The 14831-nt window shown below is 58.5% G+C and carries 13 protein-coding genes and 1 pseudogene; 9 read left to right on the forward strand and 5 right to left on the reverse strand.

Annotated features, from left to right (window positions below; translation table 11 throughout):
- The first annotated feature begins 52 nt into the window (after nucleotides 1-52).
- From tkt to fba, 5 genes are all read left to right on the forward strand, one after another.
- Nucleotides 53-2050: a transketolase gene (gene tkt / locus HBN61_RS16730; RefSeq protein ID WP_170047263.1), complete on the forward strand. Its 1998-nt coding sequence runs from the start codon at nucleotides 53-55 to the stop codon at nucleotides 2048-2050.
- 130 nt (nucleotides 2051-2180) lie between these two features.
- Nucleotides 2181-3236, forward strand: coding sequence for an erythrose-4-phosphate dehydrogenase (gene epd / locus HBN61_RS16735; RefSeq protein ID WP_094991599.1), 1056 nt, complete (start codon nucleotides 2181-2183; stop codon nucleotides 3234-3236).
- A 26-nt stretch (nucleotides 3237-3262) separates the two neighbouring features.
- The gene (locus HBN61_RS16740; RefSeq protein ID WP_094991598.1) at nucleotides 3263-4426 is read left to right on the forward strand and encodes a phosphoglycerate kinase; all 1164 of its coding nucleotides are present in this window, start codon (nucleotides 3263-3265) and stop codon (nucleotides 4424-4426) included.
- Between the two features lie 32 nt (nucleotides 4427-4458).
- A complete protein-coding gene (locus HBN61_RS16745) occupies nucleotides 4459-4677 on the forward strand; it encodes a hypothetical protein (RefSeq protein WP_048375396.1) in 219 nt (72 codons plus the stop codon).
- Nucleotides 4678-4857: 180 nt separating this feature from the next.
- Nucleotides 4858-5922 (forward strand): class II fructose-bisphosphate aldolase, encoded by a 1065-nt coding sequence (fba, locus tag HBN61_RS16750; RefSeq protein WP_047278209.1) that lies wholly within the window; start codon nucleotides 4858-4860, stop codon nucleotides 5920-5922.
- An 86-nt stretch (nucleotides 5923-6008) separates the two neighbouring features.
- Here fba and HBN61_RS16755 read toward each other — a convergent pair whose 3' ends face one another.
- Complete coding sequence (locus HBN61_RS16755; RefSeq protein WP_094991597.1) at nucleotides 6009-6353, reverse strand: hypothetical protein; 345 nt, start codon at nucleotides 6351-6353, stop codon at nucleotides 6009-6011.
- Between the two features lie 254 nt (nucleotides 6354-6607).
- Nucleotides 6608-7279, reverse strand: coding sequence for a polysaccharide lyase family 7 protein (locus HBN61_RS16760; RefSeq protein WP_170047264.1), 672 nt, complete (start codon nucleotides 7277-7279; stop codon nucleotides 6608-6610).
- Nucleotides 7280-7603: 324 nt separating this feature from the next.
- On the opposite strand from HBN61_RS16760, the pseudogene HBN61_RS16765 reads away from it, so the two are divergent.
- From HBN61_RS16765 to HBN61_RS16775, 3 genes and pseudogenes are all read left to right on the forward strand, one after another.
- Nucleotides 7604-8914: pseudogene (locus HBN61_RS16765) on the forward strand (diguanylate cyclase domain-containing protein); the annotation flags it as partial.
- A 99-nt stretch (nucleotides 8915-9013) separates the two neighbouring features.
- The gene (locus tag HBN61_RS16770; protein ID WP_170047266.1) at nucleotides 9014-9514 is read left to right on the forward strand and encodes a M48 family metallopeptidase; all 501 of its coding nucleotides are present in this window, start codon (nucleotides 9014-9016) and stop codon (nucleotides 9512-9514) included.
- 63 nt (nucleotides 9515-9577) lie between these two features.
- Nucleotides 9578-9874, forward strand: coding sequence for a winged helix-turn-helix domain-containing protein (locus HBN61_RS16775; protein ID WP_094991594.1), 297 nt, complete (start codon nucleotides 9578-9580; stop codon nucleotides 9872-9874).
- Here the strand turns inward: HBN61_RS16775 and HBN61_RS16780 are convergent.
- Entirely contained in the window at nucleotides 9865-10332 is a 468-nt protein-coding gene (locus HBN61_RS16780) for a GNAT family N-acetyltransferase (RefSeq protein WP_094991593.1), read from the reverse strand. The two genes, HBN61_RS16775 and HBN61_RS16780, sit on opposite strands and share 10 nt — an antisense overlap.
- A 216-nt stretch (nucleotides 10333-10548) precedes the next feature.
- On the opposite strand from HBN61_RS16780, the gene HBN61_RS16785 reads away from it, so the two are divergent.
- Nucleotides 10549-11286: a substrate-binding periplasmic protein gene (locus HBN61_RS16785; RefSeq protein WP_170047268.1), complete on the forward strand. Its 738-nt coding sequence runs from the start codon at nucleotides 10549-10551 to the stop codon at nucleotides 11284-11286.
- A 33-nt stretch (nucleotides 11287-11319) separates the two neighbouring features.
- Here the strand turns inward: HBN61_RS16785 and yccS are convergent, their stop codons facing one another.
- Nucleotides 11320-13494, reverse strand: coding sequence for a YccS family putative transporter (gene yccS, locus HBN61_RS16790; protein WP_094991591.1), 2175 nt, complete (start codon nucleotides 13492-13494; stop codon nucleotides 11320-11322).
- 124 nt (nucleotides 13495-13618) lie between these two features.
- Nucleotides 13619-14797, reverse strand: coding sequence for an aminoacetone oxidase family FAD-binding enzyme (locus HBN61_RS16795; RefSeq protein WP_170047270.1), 1179 nt, complete (start codon nucleotides 14795-14797; stop codon nucleotides 13619-13621).
- Between the last annotated feature and the right edge of the window lie 34 nt (nucleotides 14798-14831).

The following is a 14831-nucleotide window of genomic DNA, read 5'->3' on the forward strand; positions in this document are numbered from 1 at the left end:
GCTCGCCTTTTTTCCGATTCGTTTTTATTTATCAATTCCCAGGAGAACAGCGATGCCCAGCCGTCGTGAGCGTGCCAACGCCATTCGTGCACTCAGCATGGATGCCGTGCAAAAAGCCAACAGCGGCCACCCGGGTGCCCCGATGGGCATGGCGGATATCGCCGAAGTACTGTGGCGCGATTATCTGAAGCACAACCCGAGCAACCCGTCATTCGCTGACCGTGACCGCTTCGTGCTGTCCAACGGCCACGGTTCGATGCTGATCTACTCGTTGCTGCACCTGACCGGCTACGACCTGTCGATCGACGACCTGAAAAACTTCCGTCAGCTGCACAGCCGCACTCCGGGTCACCCGGAGCTGGGCTACACGCCGGGCGTTGAGACCACCACCGGCCCGTTGGGTCAGGGTCTGGCCAATGCCGTGGGTTTTGCCCTGGCAGAAAAAGTCATGGGCGCACAGTTCAACCGTCCTGGTCACACTGTTGTCGATCACCACACCTACGTGTTCCTGGGTGATGGCTGCATGATGGAAGGCATTTCCCACGAAGTCGGCTCGCTGGCCGGTACGTTGGGCTTGGGCAAACTGATTGCCTTCTATGACGACAACGGCATCTCCATCGATGGCGAAGTCGAAGGCTGGTTCACCGACGACACGCCAAAGCGTTTCGAAGCCTACAACTGGCAAGTGATCCGTAACGTCAACGGTCACGATCCGGAAGAGATCAAGACCGCGATTGAAACCGCACGCAAAAGCGACCAGCCAACGCTGATCTGCTGCAAAACCACGATCGGTTTCGGTTCGCCGAACAAGCAGGGCAAAGAAGATTGCCACGGTGCTCCGCTGGGCAACGATGAAATCGCCCTGACCCGCAAGGCACTGGACTGGAACTTCGGCCCGTTTGAAATCCCGGCCGAGATCTACGCCGAATGGGACGCCAAGCAAGCCGGTGCTGCCGTTGAGTCCGAGTGGGACCAGCGTTTCGCCGCCTATGCAGCCGAGTTCCCGGAGCTGGCGGCCGAGCTGTCCCGTCGCCTGAGCGGCGAATTGCCCGCTGACTTCGATGCCAAGGCCACTGCCTACATCAATGAAGTCGCGGCCAAAGGCGAAACCATCGCCAGCCGTAAAGCCAGCCAGAACACCCTGAACGCATTTGGTCCGTTGCTGCCTGAACTGCTGGGCGGTTCGGCCGACCTGGCCGGTTCCAACCTGACCCTGTGGAAAGGCTGCAAAGGTGTGTCGGCAGAAGATGCCAGCGGTAACTACGTGTACTACGGCGTACGCGAGTTCGGCATGAGCGCCATCATGAACGGCGTGGCCCTGCACGGCGGTCTGGTGCCTTACGGCGCAACCTTCCTGATGTTCATGGAATACGCCCGCAACGCCATCCGCATGTCGGCCCTGATGAAGCAGCGCGTGATCTACGTGTTCACCCACGACTCCATCGGTCTGGGTGAAGACGGCCCGACGCACCAGCCTATCGAGCAACTGACCAGCCTGCGCACCACGCCGAACCTGGACACCTGGCGCCCAGCCGATGCGGTGGAATCCGCAGCGGCCTGGAAGTTCGCACTGGAGCGTAAGGACGGCCCGTCGGCGCTGATCTTCTCGCGTCAGAACCTCAACCACCAAACCCGTGATGCCTCGCAAATTGCCGACATCAACCGCGGTGGTTACGTGCTCAAGGACTGCGCAGGCGAGCCTGAGCTAATCCTGATCTCGGCGGGTTCGGAAGTCGGCCTGGCGGTTCAGGCGTACGAGAAACTGACCGAGCAAGGCCGCAAGGTACGTGTTGTTTCGATGCCGTGCACCAGCGTGTATGAAGCGCAGGACGCAGGCTACAAACAGTCGGTTCTGCCGTTGCAGGTCAGCGCGCGGATCGCCATTGAAGCCTCCCACGCAGACTACTGGTACAAGTACGTCGGCCTGGAAGGTCGTGTGATCGGCATGACCACCTACGGCGAGTCGGCGCCTGCGCCTGCCTTGTTCGAAGAGTTTGGTTTCACCCTGGAAAACATCCTGGGTCAGGCTGACGAACTGCTGGAAGACTAATGCTCCACGCGGCGGCCTCTGGCCGCCGCGATCCCCTTAGTCGCTGCCGCAGGCACCCTTTTCCTTGAAGGGCCCGCGGTCCTGATCGCAGTCTTCGGCGGCGACGACAGGTTTTGAATAAGAGAACCCCATGCCTCAACCGCGTCCTTACAAAGTTGCACTCAACGGCTACGGCCGCATTGGTCGTTGCGTCTTGCGTGCGTTGTTTGAGCGGGGAGCTGCTGCCGGGTTTGAAATTGTTGCCCTGAATGATTTGGCCGATATGGCCAGCCTCGAATATTTGACGCGCTTCGACTCCACGCATGGCCGGTTTCCCGGCGAGATACGGATCGAAGGCGACTGCCTGCACATCAATGGCGACTGCGTGAAAGTGTTCCGCAGTGCCACTCCTGAAGGAATTGACTGGGCCGCGCTGGGCGTTGATCTGGTTCTGGAATGCTCCGGTGCCTACAACACCCGTACGGACGGCCAGCGTTTTCTCGACGCCGGAGCCCCCGCTGTTCTGTTTTCGCAACCGATGGCCAGCGAGGCAGATGCCGACGCCACCATCGTGTACGGCGTGAACCAGCACACCCTGACCGGCACCGAGCGGCTGATCTCCAATGCGTCCTGCACCACCAACTGCGGCGTGCCGCTGTTGCGTCTGCTGGATCAGGCGTTCGGTCTGGAGTACGTGTCGATTACCACCATTCACTCGGCGATGAATGATCAGCCGGTGATCGATGCGTACCATGACGAAGACCTTCGTCGTACACGTTCGGCGTTTCAGTCAGTGATTCCGGTGTCCACCGGTCTGGCGAAAGGCATTGAACGTTTGCTGCCGGAACTTGCGGGCCGAATTCAAGCCAAAGCCGTACGGGTTCCGACCTTGAATGTGTCGTGCCTTGATATCACCTTGATTACCGCGCGCGACACCAACGCGGTGGAAGTGAACCGCATGTTGCGCGAAGCCGCCACCAGCGGTCCGCTTAAAGGCCTGTTGGCGTACACCGAATTGCCCCATGCCAGCTGTGATTTCAACCATGACCCGCATTCAGCGATTGTCGATGCAAGCCAGACCCGTGTGTCCGGCCCCCGGTTGGTCAACTTGCTGGCCTGGTTCGACAACGAATGGGGCTTTGCCAATCGAATGATCGATGTGGCAGAGCACTATCTGCATGTAACTCACCCAAAAACCGTTCTCTAACATTAGAAACTCAGGAACTGCGACCCATGACCGTGTTGAAGATGACCGACCTCGATCTGCAAGGTAAGCGCGTACTGATCCGCGAAGACCTCAACGTCCCAGTCAAGGACGGTGTTGTCACCAGCGATGCGCGCATCCTTGCTTCGCTGCCGACCATCAAGCTGGCGTTGGAGAAAGGCGCGGCGGTCATGGTCTGCTCGCACCTGGGCCGCCCGACTGAAGGCGAATTTTCGGCCGAAAACAGCCTCAAGCCCGTGGCTGATTACCTGAGCAAGGCGCTGGGCCGTGAAGTGCCACTGGTCAGCGACTACCTCAATGGCGTTGACGTGAAAGCCGGCGACATCGTGCTGTTCGAGAACGTGCGCTTCAACAAGGGCGAAAAGAAGAACGCTGATGAACTGGCCAAGCAATACGCGGCCTTGTGCGACGTGTTTGTGATGGACGCTTTCGGCACTGCGCACCGCGCCGAAGGTTCGACCCACGGCGTGGCCAAGTTCGCCAAGGTTGCGGCTGCAGGACCGTTGCTGGCTGCCGAACTGGAAGCCCTGGGCAAAGCGCTGGGCGCCCCGGCCAAACCGATGGCTGCGATTGTCGCGGGCTCCAAGGTGTCGACCAAGCTGGATGTGCTCAACAGCCTGAGCCAGATCTGCGACCTGCTGATCGTGGGCGGCGGCATTGCCAACACGTTCCTCGCCGCAGCGGGCCACCCGGTGGGCAAGTCGCTGTACGAACCCGACCTGCTGGACACCGCGCGCGCCATCGCCGCCAAGGTCAATGTGCCGCTGCCGACCGACGTGGTCGTGGCCAAGGAATTTGCCGAAAGCGCTGAAGCCACCGTCAAGCTGATTGCTGACGTGGCAGAAGACGACATGATTCTGGACATCGGCCCGCAGACGGCTGCGCACTTTGCCGAGCTGCTGAAGTCATCCAAAACCATTTTGTGGAACGGCCCGGTGGGCGTGTTCGAATTTGACCAGTTTGGCAATGGCACCCAAGTGCTGGCCCACGCCATCGCTGACAGTGCTGCGTTCTCGATTGCCGGTGGGGGCGACACGCTGGCCGCCATCGACAAGTACGGTGTTGCTGACAAGATTTCTTATATCTCGACCGGTGGCGGCGCATTCCTGGAGTTCGTTGAAGGCAAGGTATTGCCTGCCGTGGAAGTCCTGGAAAGCCGCGCGAAAGCCTGAACGTGAATCAGGCCCTGAAAGGAAGCATGGACATGCTCAAGTTGTTACCGCTGTTGATGATTGCAGGCTTGGTGGCCGGTTGTTCCGGCTCGAACAAGCCAGCGCCTGAAGCGGCCACGCCTGAAGAGAGCGGCTGCTACCAGGCTGACTGGCAGGCGCAGAGCGTGCCATTGGTCAATAAACGATCAGGGCCTGAGGCACTTGAGAAATACGAGTCACCCACGCCTTCTAAAGAGCGCGGGTGCCCGTAACGCTTTGACCTGTAGGCGTTGCCGGTTCAGTGATGGGCTTTGAACAGACTGCGGCAACGACGACAGACGATGCTACTTACTCGCAGGCCGGTTACCCCCGATCTGCAAAAACTTGAATAGCAGCCGCCGCTCCGGCAGGCTTGCACGATTAACGACCCTCGTCCGGGAGAGACACGCACAATGGCACTTATCAGCATGCGCCAGATGCTGGACCACGCCGCCGAATTCGGCTATGGCGTTCCAGCTTTTAACGTCAACAACCTTGAGCAGATGCGCGCCATTATGGAAGCCGCTGACAAGACTGACTCCCCGGTGATCGTTCAGGCTTCGGCCGGTGCGCGCAAATACGCAGGTGCTCCGTTCCTGCGTCACCTGATCCTGGCCGCTATCGAAGAATTTCCGCATATCCCGGTGTGCATGCACCAGGACCACGGCACCAGCCCTGACGTGTGTCAGCGTTCGATCCAGCTGGGCTTCAGCTCGGTGATGATGGACGGCTCGCTAGGCGAAGACGGCAAGACCCCGACTGACTACGATTACAACGTGCGCGTTACTCAGCAAACCGTTGCGCTGGCTCACGCTTGCGGTGTGTCGGTAGAAGGCGAGCTGGGCTGCCTGGGTTCGCTGGAAACCGGTATGGCTGGTGAAGAAGACGGCATCGGCGCTGAAGGCGTTTTGGACCACAGCCAAATGCTGACCGATCCTGAAGAAGCCGCTGACTTTGTAAAACGCACTCAAGTGGACGCCCTGGCGATTGCCATCGGTACTTCCCACGGTGCGTACAAATTCACCAAGCCACCCACTGGCGACGTGCTGGCGATTGACCGGATCAAAGAAATCCACAAACGCATTCCGAACACTCACCTGGTGATGCACGGTTCGTCCTCGGTGCCGCAAGAGTGGCTGAAAATCATCAACGAATACGGCGGCGACATCAAAGAAACCTACGGCGTGCCGGTTGAAGAAATCGTTGAAGGCATCAAGCACGGCGTACGCAAAGTCAATATCGACACCGACCTGCGTCTGGCATCGACTGGCGCCATGCGCCGCCTGATGGCTACCAACCCGAGCGAGTTTGACCCGCGCAAATTCTTCGGCGCTACGGTGACGGCGATGCGTGATGTCTGCATCGCCCGTTACGAAGCCTTCGGCACCGCCGGTAATGCTTCGAAGATCAAGCCGATCTCTCTGGAAGCCATGTACCAGCGTTACCTGAAGGGTGAGCTGAACGCCAAGGTCAACTAAGACCTGCGCGACATGAAAAGCCCGCAGCGATGCGGGCTTTTTTGTAGGCGCTGACAGCCCATCGGGTGCAGGCGCGGGTGAGGTGGCTATAACGACTCAGGATCGACGCCATTGCCCCTGAGCAGTGCATCCACCAGCGAGCGGGTCATCTCGACAGAGTGCAGCATCGACCAGATCAGCCCGCGTTCGATGCCGCTGGCGCGTTCGGTGATCTCGTCCGAAACCTCTTCGGCGCTTTTAAGCATCATCGACATATGCTTCAGGGCCTCCAGCGCCCGCACATCACTGCGTACGGCGAAAGGCGAGGCCGGGCTGACCTCGGCGGCCTGGGTCGGGTTGAGTTCGTCCAGCGGGGCAGGCGTAGCGTTGAGGTCTTCAAGCAGGCGCCGAGTTGTTTCATCGTGCAGGTGATCGTCGCGCTTTTTCTTCATGTCGATTCCACTGGAAGCATCAATTGGGCCAGGCCGCTCGGCGACTCCAGAAGATAGCCCTGCGACTTTCAGTGCCGCAAGCAATGCCTGAGGGGATACCGCCATCTCAGAAGTGCCCTTCATTTACATAAGCAAATATCCCACTTTCGACCGAGGATGAGTCCGTTGATTCGCATCATTTAGACATCATCTGGCCTACCCCGACGTGACCAAAAGCCATGACTGTAGAGCCGCATTGCAGCTCAACGTTTTGCTCAAAGCGCGTTGTGGTCGATGTCCAGCTTGCTGAACGTGACTTGTCCACCTTCCTTGCTGTTGCCCGTGTTGTCTTGCACGTACACCCCAGCCTTGAAGTACAACGGTTTGTCGCGCCACGTGGCGCTGATGGGGGTGCTCCACACCTTATTGGCGCCTTTGACGTTCAAGGTGCCGTCGGGCGTCAAATTGATCACATAGGTGAAGCTTTTTTGCAGGGGCACATTCTCGGCTACGGTCACGGTTTTGATGGTGGTGTCGTTGGGGCGTATGCGCACCTTGGCCACCAGATTGCCGCTGAGTTTGCTGGTTTTGTATTGATACTCAAACTTGAGCATGGGCTGCTGGCTTTGAAACGCGTGGATTTGACCGATCACGATCTTGCCCGAGGAGGGCACTTGATTGACGGTCAATGTAGCGTTCAAAAAATGGTTGGCGCTGGGGTAGAGCCAATTGCGCAGGGAGCCATCGGCGCGAGTCTCACGTAATTCGCTGCGCGGGTAAATGGCGTTGACGGTGGTGCTTCCGGTCACGGGCGCCCAGAAAAAAAGCGTGCCGGAGTCGGAGTGGAAATACATATTTGTGAAGCCCTTGAGCAGGCGCGGTGTCTCGATGGTGGTAGGGGAATTACCGACGGGAACACTCAGGTTCCAGGTTGCCAGATCGATCATGTTTCGGGCCTTGAGCTGAAGCACTTACAGGCATCAAACGCGTTGATGGCGTCTGGACCAGGGCTTTGAGGGATGGTCTTTATAGGACGATCGGTAGTGCCAGTAAATAACCAGGTGTTTAATTGACGTCAAAAAATAGGCCGCGGTTGTAAGGCTTGCCTTACACAAAGGGACTAATGGCTATACCGTTAGTCGGTTCAGTACAACTATGTGTAATTGTGTGACGGTGGGTCGCTTCTGCTTTGTGATACTCAGGTTTAGAGTTGGATCCCGATTTTTGTCCGGTTTTCTCCTGAGTTCAGGACAGTCATAAAGAGAAGCAGCATGGAATGCGTGCCCGAGAAACCAGTCGAGACTGGTTCAGTGCTTTTGGTAGTGGATGATTACCCTGAAAATCTGATCAGCATGCAGGCGCTGTTGCAGCGTGCGGATTGGCACATTCTGACGGCAACGTCAGGTGTAGAAGCCCTGGAGTTGTTGCTCAGTAACGAGGTCGATCTGGTGCTGTTGGATGTGCACATGCCAGGCATGGACGGGTTTGAAGTTGCCCGACTGATGCGCGGCAGCCAACGCACGCGGCTCACCCCGATTATTTTTCTCACGGGGAATGCACAATCCCGGGACGCGGTACTCGAGGGCTACGCGTGCGGCGCCGTCGATTACTTGCTCAAGCCCTTCGATTCTCAAATCCTCAAACCCAAAGTGCAGGCGCTGCTGGAACATCAAAGCAATGCCCGGGCGCTGCGCCGCTTGAGCCGTGATCTGGAAATAGCCCAGGCGTTCAATGCTTCGGTACTGGAAAATGCCGCCGAAGGCATTCTGGTGGTCAACGAAGACGGGCGTATCCGATTCGCCAACCCGGCCATTTCCCGCTTGCTCAAGGTCTCCGTAGCGGGTCTGGAAGGCGTGCCCCTGCTGGATTTCCTGCAAAAACCCCACGTACCCGAGTGGTATGAGTCTGCGATCTATCATGGTTACCGGCGCGGCGAAACCTATCGCGTGCATGATGCAATCCTGCGCTCGGCCCAAGGCCAACTGCTGCCTGTCACCCTGTCCTGTGCGCCTTTGTCGGGGCAACAGCACGCGATGGTGGTGACGGTGCTGGACATGTCGGAAGTGTGCCATTTGCATCAGCAACTCGAACTGCAAGCCATTACGGATTCATTGACGGGACTCTTGAACCGTCGCGGTTTTCAGCGTTCCGTTGAGGGCGTGCTGATGCGTGACGCTGCGGACACTCAATTGCGTGCGCTGCTGTATCTGGATCTGGACGGTTTCAAGCGTATCAACGACTCGCTGGGGCATGAAGTCGGGGACCGTGCGCTGAGTTGGGTCTCCGAACAGCTGGAGCAGTGCGCCCGGCCCGGCGATGTTTTGGGGCGCATCGGCGGGGATGAGTTCACCCTGTTGCTGAACGTCACTGAGGCGCAGGAAGCTGCGCAGATTGCCCGGCAACTGATCGACATGATTGCGGTACGCCAGCAAATACAAGGGCTGGATGTCAGCCTTGGGGTCAGTATTGGCATTGCGCTGTCCCCCGGGTGTGGCACGAGCCTTGAAACCCTGATGCGCGCAGCCGATGCGGCAATGTACGAAGCCAAGCGGGCAGGGCGTCAGCAGTACCGCTTTTATGATGCGTTAATCAGCGCCCAGCCCTTGCTGAGCCCTGTTCACTGGAAGTAAGGGCCGATGCGCCGCTACACTGGCGCACTTTTTACGCGTCGCGCGGGCCCCATGACTGCTCTCAAATACCTCCAGGCATACCCTCAGACCTTGCAGGATCAAGTACGGCATTTGATCGAGCGTGATCAGTTAGGTACGTACCTGAACGAGCGTTATCCCCGCAAACATGCAGTGCAGAGTGACAAAGCCCTGTACGTGTACGCGCTTGAACTCAAGCAGGAGCACCTGCGTAACGCGCCGTCTTTTGACAAAGTGCTGTTCGACAACCGCCTCGACCTGACCCACCGCGCCCTGGGCTTGCACACCACCATTTCACGGGTGCAGGGCGGCAAACTCAAGGCCAAGAAAGAGCTGCGCGTGGCTTCACTGTTTAAAGATGCCGCGCCCGAGTTCCTGAAGATGATCGTGGTGCATGAGCTGGCCCACTTGAAGGAGTCGGACCATAACAAGGCGTTTTACAAATTGTGTGAGTACATGCTGCCCGACTATCACCAGCTGGAATTCGACCTGCGGGTGTACCTGACGTGGCGTGACCTGCAGAGTAAAACCTGACTTTACCGGTAGCCGCGAACAGGTTCGCGCAACCGAAAATCCACCGTGTGACCGGAGTGATGAATGGACGTCAGTAAAACCAAAAGCAGCTTTTACCGGCGCCTGTATGTGGCCTGGTTGATTGATACCCAACAGGCCAGCAACGTTCCGGCGCTCACGGAGGTGACCGGCATGCCCCGTCGTACGGCGCAGGACACAATAGCGGCGCTGGCTGATCTGGACATCCTGTGCGAATTCGAACAAGAGGACGGCGCCCGCAATCACGCCGGGCGCTACGTGGTCCGCAGCTGGGGCCCGATTAATAAACAGTGGATCGCCGGGCATGTGGATCAGATCAAGCAGGTGTTGGGTTACCCCTGATCGTCGGCGTCCAGGCGCATGCCGATATGCGGGATGTTGTCTTCCAGGTATTGCTCGCCTGCGACGTAAAAGCCGTGCTTTGCATAAAGCGATTGCAAGTGCGCCTGGGCTGACAAAAAGACAGGTTCCTGCGGCCAGTTTTCTTTGATGTTAAGCAGGGCCTGGTCCATCAAGTCATGGCCCAGGCTATGTCCACGTGCCTGAGGTGCCACGATGACCCGGCCAATCACCACATCCCCGGCATGGGAGTCTGGGTCGAGCAAGCGTGCATAGGCCACCAGTTGATCGTTTTGCCAGCCCATCAGGTGCAGCGTGTCACCTTCGAGATCCTGTCCGTCGATGTCCAGATAGGCACATTCCTGTTCAACGATGAACACTTCACAGCGCAGCTTCAAAATGGCGTACAGCTGTTCTTTACCCAAGTCGGAGTGGTGTTTGCAGATCCAGTCAGTGGTCACGGTGTTGTCCTGAACAAGTGGCGGTCGCCAGATACTAGGCGTGATGGCAAAGCAGGCCAAGCGTAAAAGTGTCAGCAGATAAGGCTTTTTAATATCAACCTTTTGCGATTGGGGGTTATCTTTAGGTGGTCAGGTCTCTCATACCCTGACGCTGATCAGGATGAACCCCAATAATTGGCAGCTAAATAATAGTGGGTAGCCCTATAAGGATCTTGCATGTCTCGCTTGCGTCGGGCTTTGATTGTGTTTGGATTGACCTTATGGGCTCATCACGCCAGCGCCGAGACGCTGCGTCTGGTTGGCGATCTCTGGCCGCCTTTTACCGATGGCACGCTGATCAATGGTGGGCTGGCCACTGATCTGGTCAGCACGGCCCTCTCGCGGGCAGGTTATCCCAGCAGGTTTGAGCAAGTGCCTTGGGCGCGAGCGTTGCAGGGGATACAAAACGGTCGTTATGACGTACTGGTCAACGCCTGGTTCAAGGAGGACCGTCTGAAAATCGGGCAGTTTTCGGCGCCGTACCTGCAAAACCGCCTGCGTTTTATCCGGCGCAAAGACTCTCCCGTCAATTACGACACGCTGGCGCAGTTGGCTGGCTATTCCATCGCCTACGTGCCCGGTTACGCCTACACCCCCGAGTTCGACAACAACACCCACCTCAACAAAGTCCCTGTGCATAACTTTGCGATGGCTGTGCGCATGTTGGTGGCGGGCCGAGTCAGCCTGACACTGGAGGACGAGTACGTGGCGCGCTATCGGCTGGCGCGTGAGTCAACGCGGGTGCGCAATGCGGTGGAGTTTATGCCCAAGGCATTGAGCGAAAACCAGCTGCATATTTTGGTCAGTCTGCAGAACCCCGATCACGCCAAAATCGTTGCGGATTTCGACCGTGAAATCACCGCCATGAAAGCCGACGGCAGCTTTGAGCGTCTGATCAAGGCGCATGGCATGTAACCCGGCGTGATCGCCAGAGGCCGCCAAACGCCTTTACGGGGTTTTGATTAAATGCGCGGCCAATGTGCGCAATGGCCCGAGCTGGCGGCAGATCAGTGCCAGTTGGGTTTGCACCAGGCGCTGACTTTCGTCGATGTCATCGGGCATCTGCTCCAATGCACTGGCCAGCGCTTCCTCGTCATCGCTTTGCACCGCCACGGGCTGACGGTTGGCCAGACCTTGGGCGATCAGGTCAATGCTGTCGGCAATCGTGCGCCCGGCACCTTCGATCAACTGTTCACGCACCTCGGCCGGCAACTGCGTGTCGCGGTGCGCGCCCAGCCCTGACAAATAGCTGAGCAACGTGTGGGACAACACCAGAAAGCGGAAGCCCATGTCCGCATCCTTACGGAAGTGCCCCGGCTCCATCAGCATGTTGGCCAGTGTGGTCGACAGCGCCGCATCTGCGTTGTGGGCATTGCGTCGTGCCAGCCGATAGGCCAGATCGTCGCTTTTGCCCTGCGCATATTGCTGCAAGATCTGGCGCAGGTATTGGCTGTTGCAGCTCAGGGTGTTAGCCAGCACTTTATTCAGGCGCCGCCCTTGCCAGTCTGGCAGGAACAGGAACACGGCGGCGGCTGCAATCACGCTGCCCACCAGCGTGTCGAACAGGCGCGGCAGGAACAACCCGTAGCCGTCGCCCACCTGATTGAAGCAAAACAGCACCATCAAGGTGATGGCCGCGGTGCTCAAGGTGTAGCGCGTGGTGCGGTAGATAAAGAACACCACCCCTGCTGCGACTGCGAACATCGACTGAATCAGCGGATTGGGGAACAGATCAAACAGTGCCCAGCCCACCGCCAGGCCAATGGCCGTACCGATGATGCGCTGGCTGAACTTGCGGCGCGTGGCGCCATAGCTGGGCGAACACACAAACAGCGTGGTCAGGATGATCCAGTAGCCTTGGGTCGGGTGAATCCAGTGCACCATGGCAAAACCGATGCACAGCGCCAACGGCAGGCGCAGGGCGTGACGAAAAATCAGCGACGTGGGCGTGAGGTTCTGGCGCAGACGCGACCACACATCCTTCAGGTTGCGCGGCGAGCGGTCCAGCAAGCTGCTGTCGGTGGCATCCGCAAGGGTGTCGGGGTTGCTGGCGTCACTCAGCAAGCGGTCGAGGGTCCCGAGGTTGGCGGCCAGCGCCCGCAATGACCGTAACAGCCCGCGCCAGGCCGGATTGCTCTGGATGCGCAAGTGTTCGAGGGACGCGTGCAAGTCGCTGAGCGCTTCGGCAAAACTGTCGTCATAGACAAAGGGCTGGCGCAACTTGATCGACTCGGACAAGCGCTGGCAAGCGCTCCCTTGTTGGCGCAACAGGCGTTGGCAGCGGAACATCACGTCACTGTGGAAGAACGTTTCGGCCAGCGCGTTGTAGGGATAGTGCGAAGAACTGGCGCGCTCGTGAATGTCTTGGGCCAGGAAATACAGCTTCAAGTAACGGCTGAGCGTGGAACCCGGCCGCGAGTTACCGACGCGGTGCAGGATGATTTCCTTGGCTGTGTTGAGCGCGGCCACCACCTTGCCGTTCTGGCGCGCCAGCTCAAGGCGCCCGGCCTCCACGTCCAGCGTGCGGATCGGTTCGAACAACGACGACTTCAGCTTGAGATACAGCCCCAATTCCCAGAACAGCCGCGCCAGACTTTGCTGCACCGGCTGATTGGAAAACAGTGCCTGCCACAACACCGACAGCACCCCGTACCAAGCGGCGCCCGCAACCAACAGCAGCGGCTCATGCCAAAAATCGGTGACTTCACCGCCGCGCTGGTCGACACCGATCATCGTGTACACCGCGAGGATCAGCGTGGCCGACGCGATGGCGCCATAGCGCTCGCCCAGCGCCCCCAGCATGGTCAGGCCAAAACTGGACAGCGCCAACGCGCACACCATCAAGAGCGGGTAGGGGAATAACAGTTCGACCGTGGTTGCAGAGGCGGTGAAACACACCAGCGTCACCAGCAAGGCATTCAGGCGCCCCTGCCAGCTGTCATCGGTTTCGGACAGGGCGCTGGCGATGATCCCGAGAAACAGCGGGATCAGCAGCTTCATCTCGTTCTGATACCAGCAAAAGGCCATGCTGCCGGTCAGGGCGATAAACACCCGGACGCTGTAACTGAACTTGTCTTGCGCCCACAAGCGCCGCAGAGAGTGTCGAAAGGTTTTCGATGACATTGAAGTGGCATTGCCTTGCGAGTCGTTTCGCTAAATTGAGCCAGTTATGACGACAGTGCAATGACACTGTTCACATCGGCCCCAAAATAATGGGGCCGTCATCGCGGTCTTCAACCGCAGAGGGTTAAACGTACTGCGCAGCGGCGTAACCCGAGGCCCAGGCCCATTGGAAATTGAAGCCGCCCAGGTGGCCGCTGACATCCAGCACTTCGCCCACGAAATACAGACCAGGGCTTTTCAGCGACTCCATGGTTTTGGACGACACTTCCCGCGTGTCCACCCCGCCCAGGGTCACTTCGGCAGTGCGATAGCCTTCAGTGCCGGCCGGTACGACCTTCCAGCACGCGAGTTTGTCCGCCACCTCTGCCAACTCGCCCGGCGTGTACTGCTTCATGGGTTTGGACACATACCAGTGCTCGGCCAGCAGGTTGGCCATTTTCTTGGTGAAGATCTCACCCAGCAGGGTTTTCAGCTCTGTGTTCGGTCGTTCAGCCTGTTGGGTGTGCAGCCAGTCGAGGGCATCGAGGTCGGGCAGCAGGTTGATTTCCACCGTGTCGCCAGGGTTCCAGAACGATGAGATCTGCAAAATCGCCGGGCCGCTCAAGCCGCGGTGAGTGAACAGGATGTTCTCGCGGAAACTCTGGTCATTGCAGCTCACCAGGCAATCCACCGAGGTGCCTGACAGTTCGGTGCAGATCGCTTTCAACTGATCGGTGATGGTGAACGGTACCAACCCGGCGCGGGTCGGCAGCAGGGTATGCCCGAATTGCTTGGCCACTTGATAGCCAAAGCCGGTCGCACCGAGGGTCGGGATCGACAACCCGCCTGTGGCGATCACCAGGGATTGGCACTGCAACACATCGAGGGTGGTATTGAGGGTGTAACCGGATTCGGTTTTCTCGATCTTCTCGACGGACGTGTCCAGGTGCAGGCTGACACCCGCTTGCTGGCACTCGTCGAGGAGCATCTCAAGGATGTCGCTGGACTTGTTGTCGCAGAACAGTTGGCCAAGTTTTTTCTCGTGATACGGCACGCCATGCTTGGCCACCATCGCGATGAAATCCCACTGGGTATAACGGGCCAGTGCCGACTTGCAGAAGTGCGGGTTCTGCGACAGGAAATTGTTAGGTTCGGTGTACATGTTGGTGAAGTTGCAGCGTCCACCGCCGGACATGAGGATTTTCTTGCCCGCCTTGTTGGCGTGGTCGATCAACATCACTTTGCGCCCACGTCCGGCAGCGGTCAGCGCGCACATCAAGCCTGCGGCGCCAGCGCCAATGATTACAACGTCGGTAGAACGCACAGCGCAGTCCTCATTAAAAGCTACCTTCCCCCCC

Source organism: Pseudomonas sp. WS 5071, from assembly GCF_012985765.1.
Lineage (GTDB): Bacteria > Pseudomonadota > Gammaproteobacteria > Pseudomonadales > Pseudomonadaceae > Aquipseudomonas > Aquipseudomonas lundensis_A.

Bases quoted from the DNA above. Each gene is read 5' to 3' on its own strand.
- fba (WP_047278209.1), top strand. From the start codon at position 4,858: ATGGCACTTATCAGCATGCGCCAGATGCTGGACCACGCCGCCGAATTC.
- yccS (WP_094991591.1), bottom strand. From the start codon at position 13,494: ATGTCATCGAAAACCTTTCGACACTCTCTGCGGCGCTTGTGGGCGCAA.
- HBN61_RS16770 (WP_170047266.1), top strand. From the start codon at position 9,014: ATGACTGCTCTCAAATACCTCCAGGCATACCCTCAGACCTTGCAGGAT.
- HBN61_RS16745 (WP_048375396.1), top strand. From the start codon at position 4,459: ATGCTCAAGTTGTTACCGCTGTTGATGATTGCAGGCTTGGTGGCCGGT.
- HBN61_RS16740 (WP_094991598.1), top strand. From the start codon at position 3,263: ATGACCGTGTTGAAGATGACCGACCTCGATCTGCAAGGTAAGCGCGTA.
- HBN61_RS16755 (WP_094991597.1), bottom strand. From the start codon at position 6,353: ATGAAGAAAAAGCGCGACGATCACCTGCACGATGAAACAACTCGGCGC.
- HBN61_RS16785 (WP_170047268.1), top strand. From the start codon at position 10,549: ATGTCTCGCTTGCGTCGGGCTTTGATTGTGTTTGGATTGACCTTATGG.
- tkt (WP_170047263.1), top strand. From the start codon at position 53: ATGCCCAGCCGTCGTGAGCGTGCCAACGCCATTCGTGCACTCAGCATG.
- epd (WP_094991599.1), top strand. From the start codon at position 2,181: ATGCCTCAACCGCGTCCTTACAAAGTTGCACTCAACGGCTACGGCCGC.
- HBN61_RS16775 (WP_094991594.1), top strand. From the start codon at position 9,578: ATGGACGTCAGTAAAACCAAAAGCAGCTTTTACCGGCGCCTGTATGTG.
- HBN61_RS16760 (WP_170047264.1), bottom strand. From the start codon at position 7,279: ATGATCGATCTGGCAACCTGGAACCTGAGTGTTCCCGTCGGTAATTCC.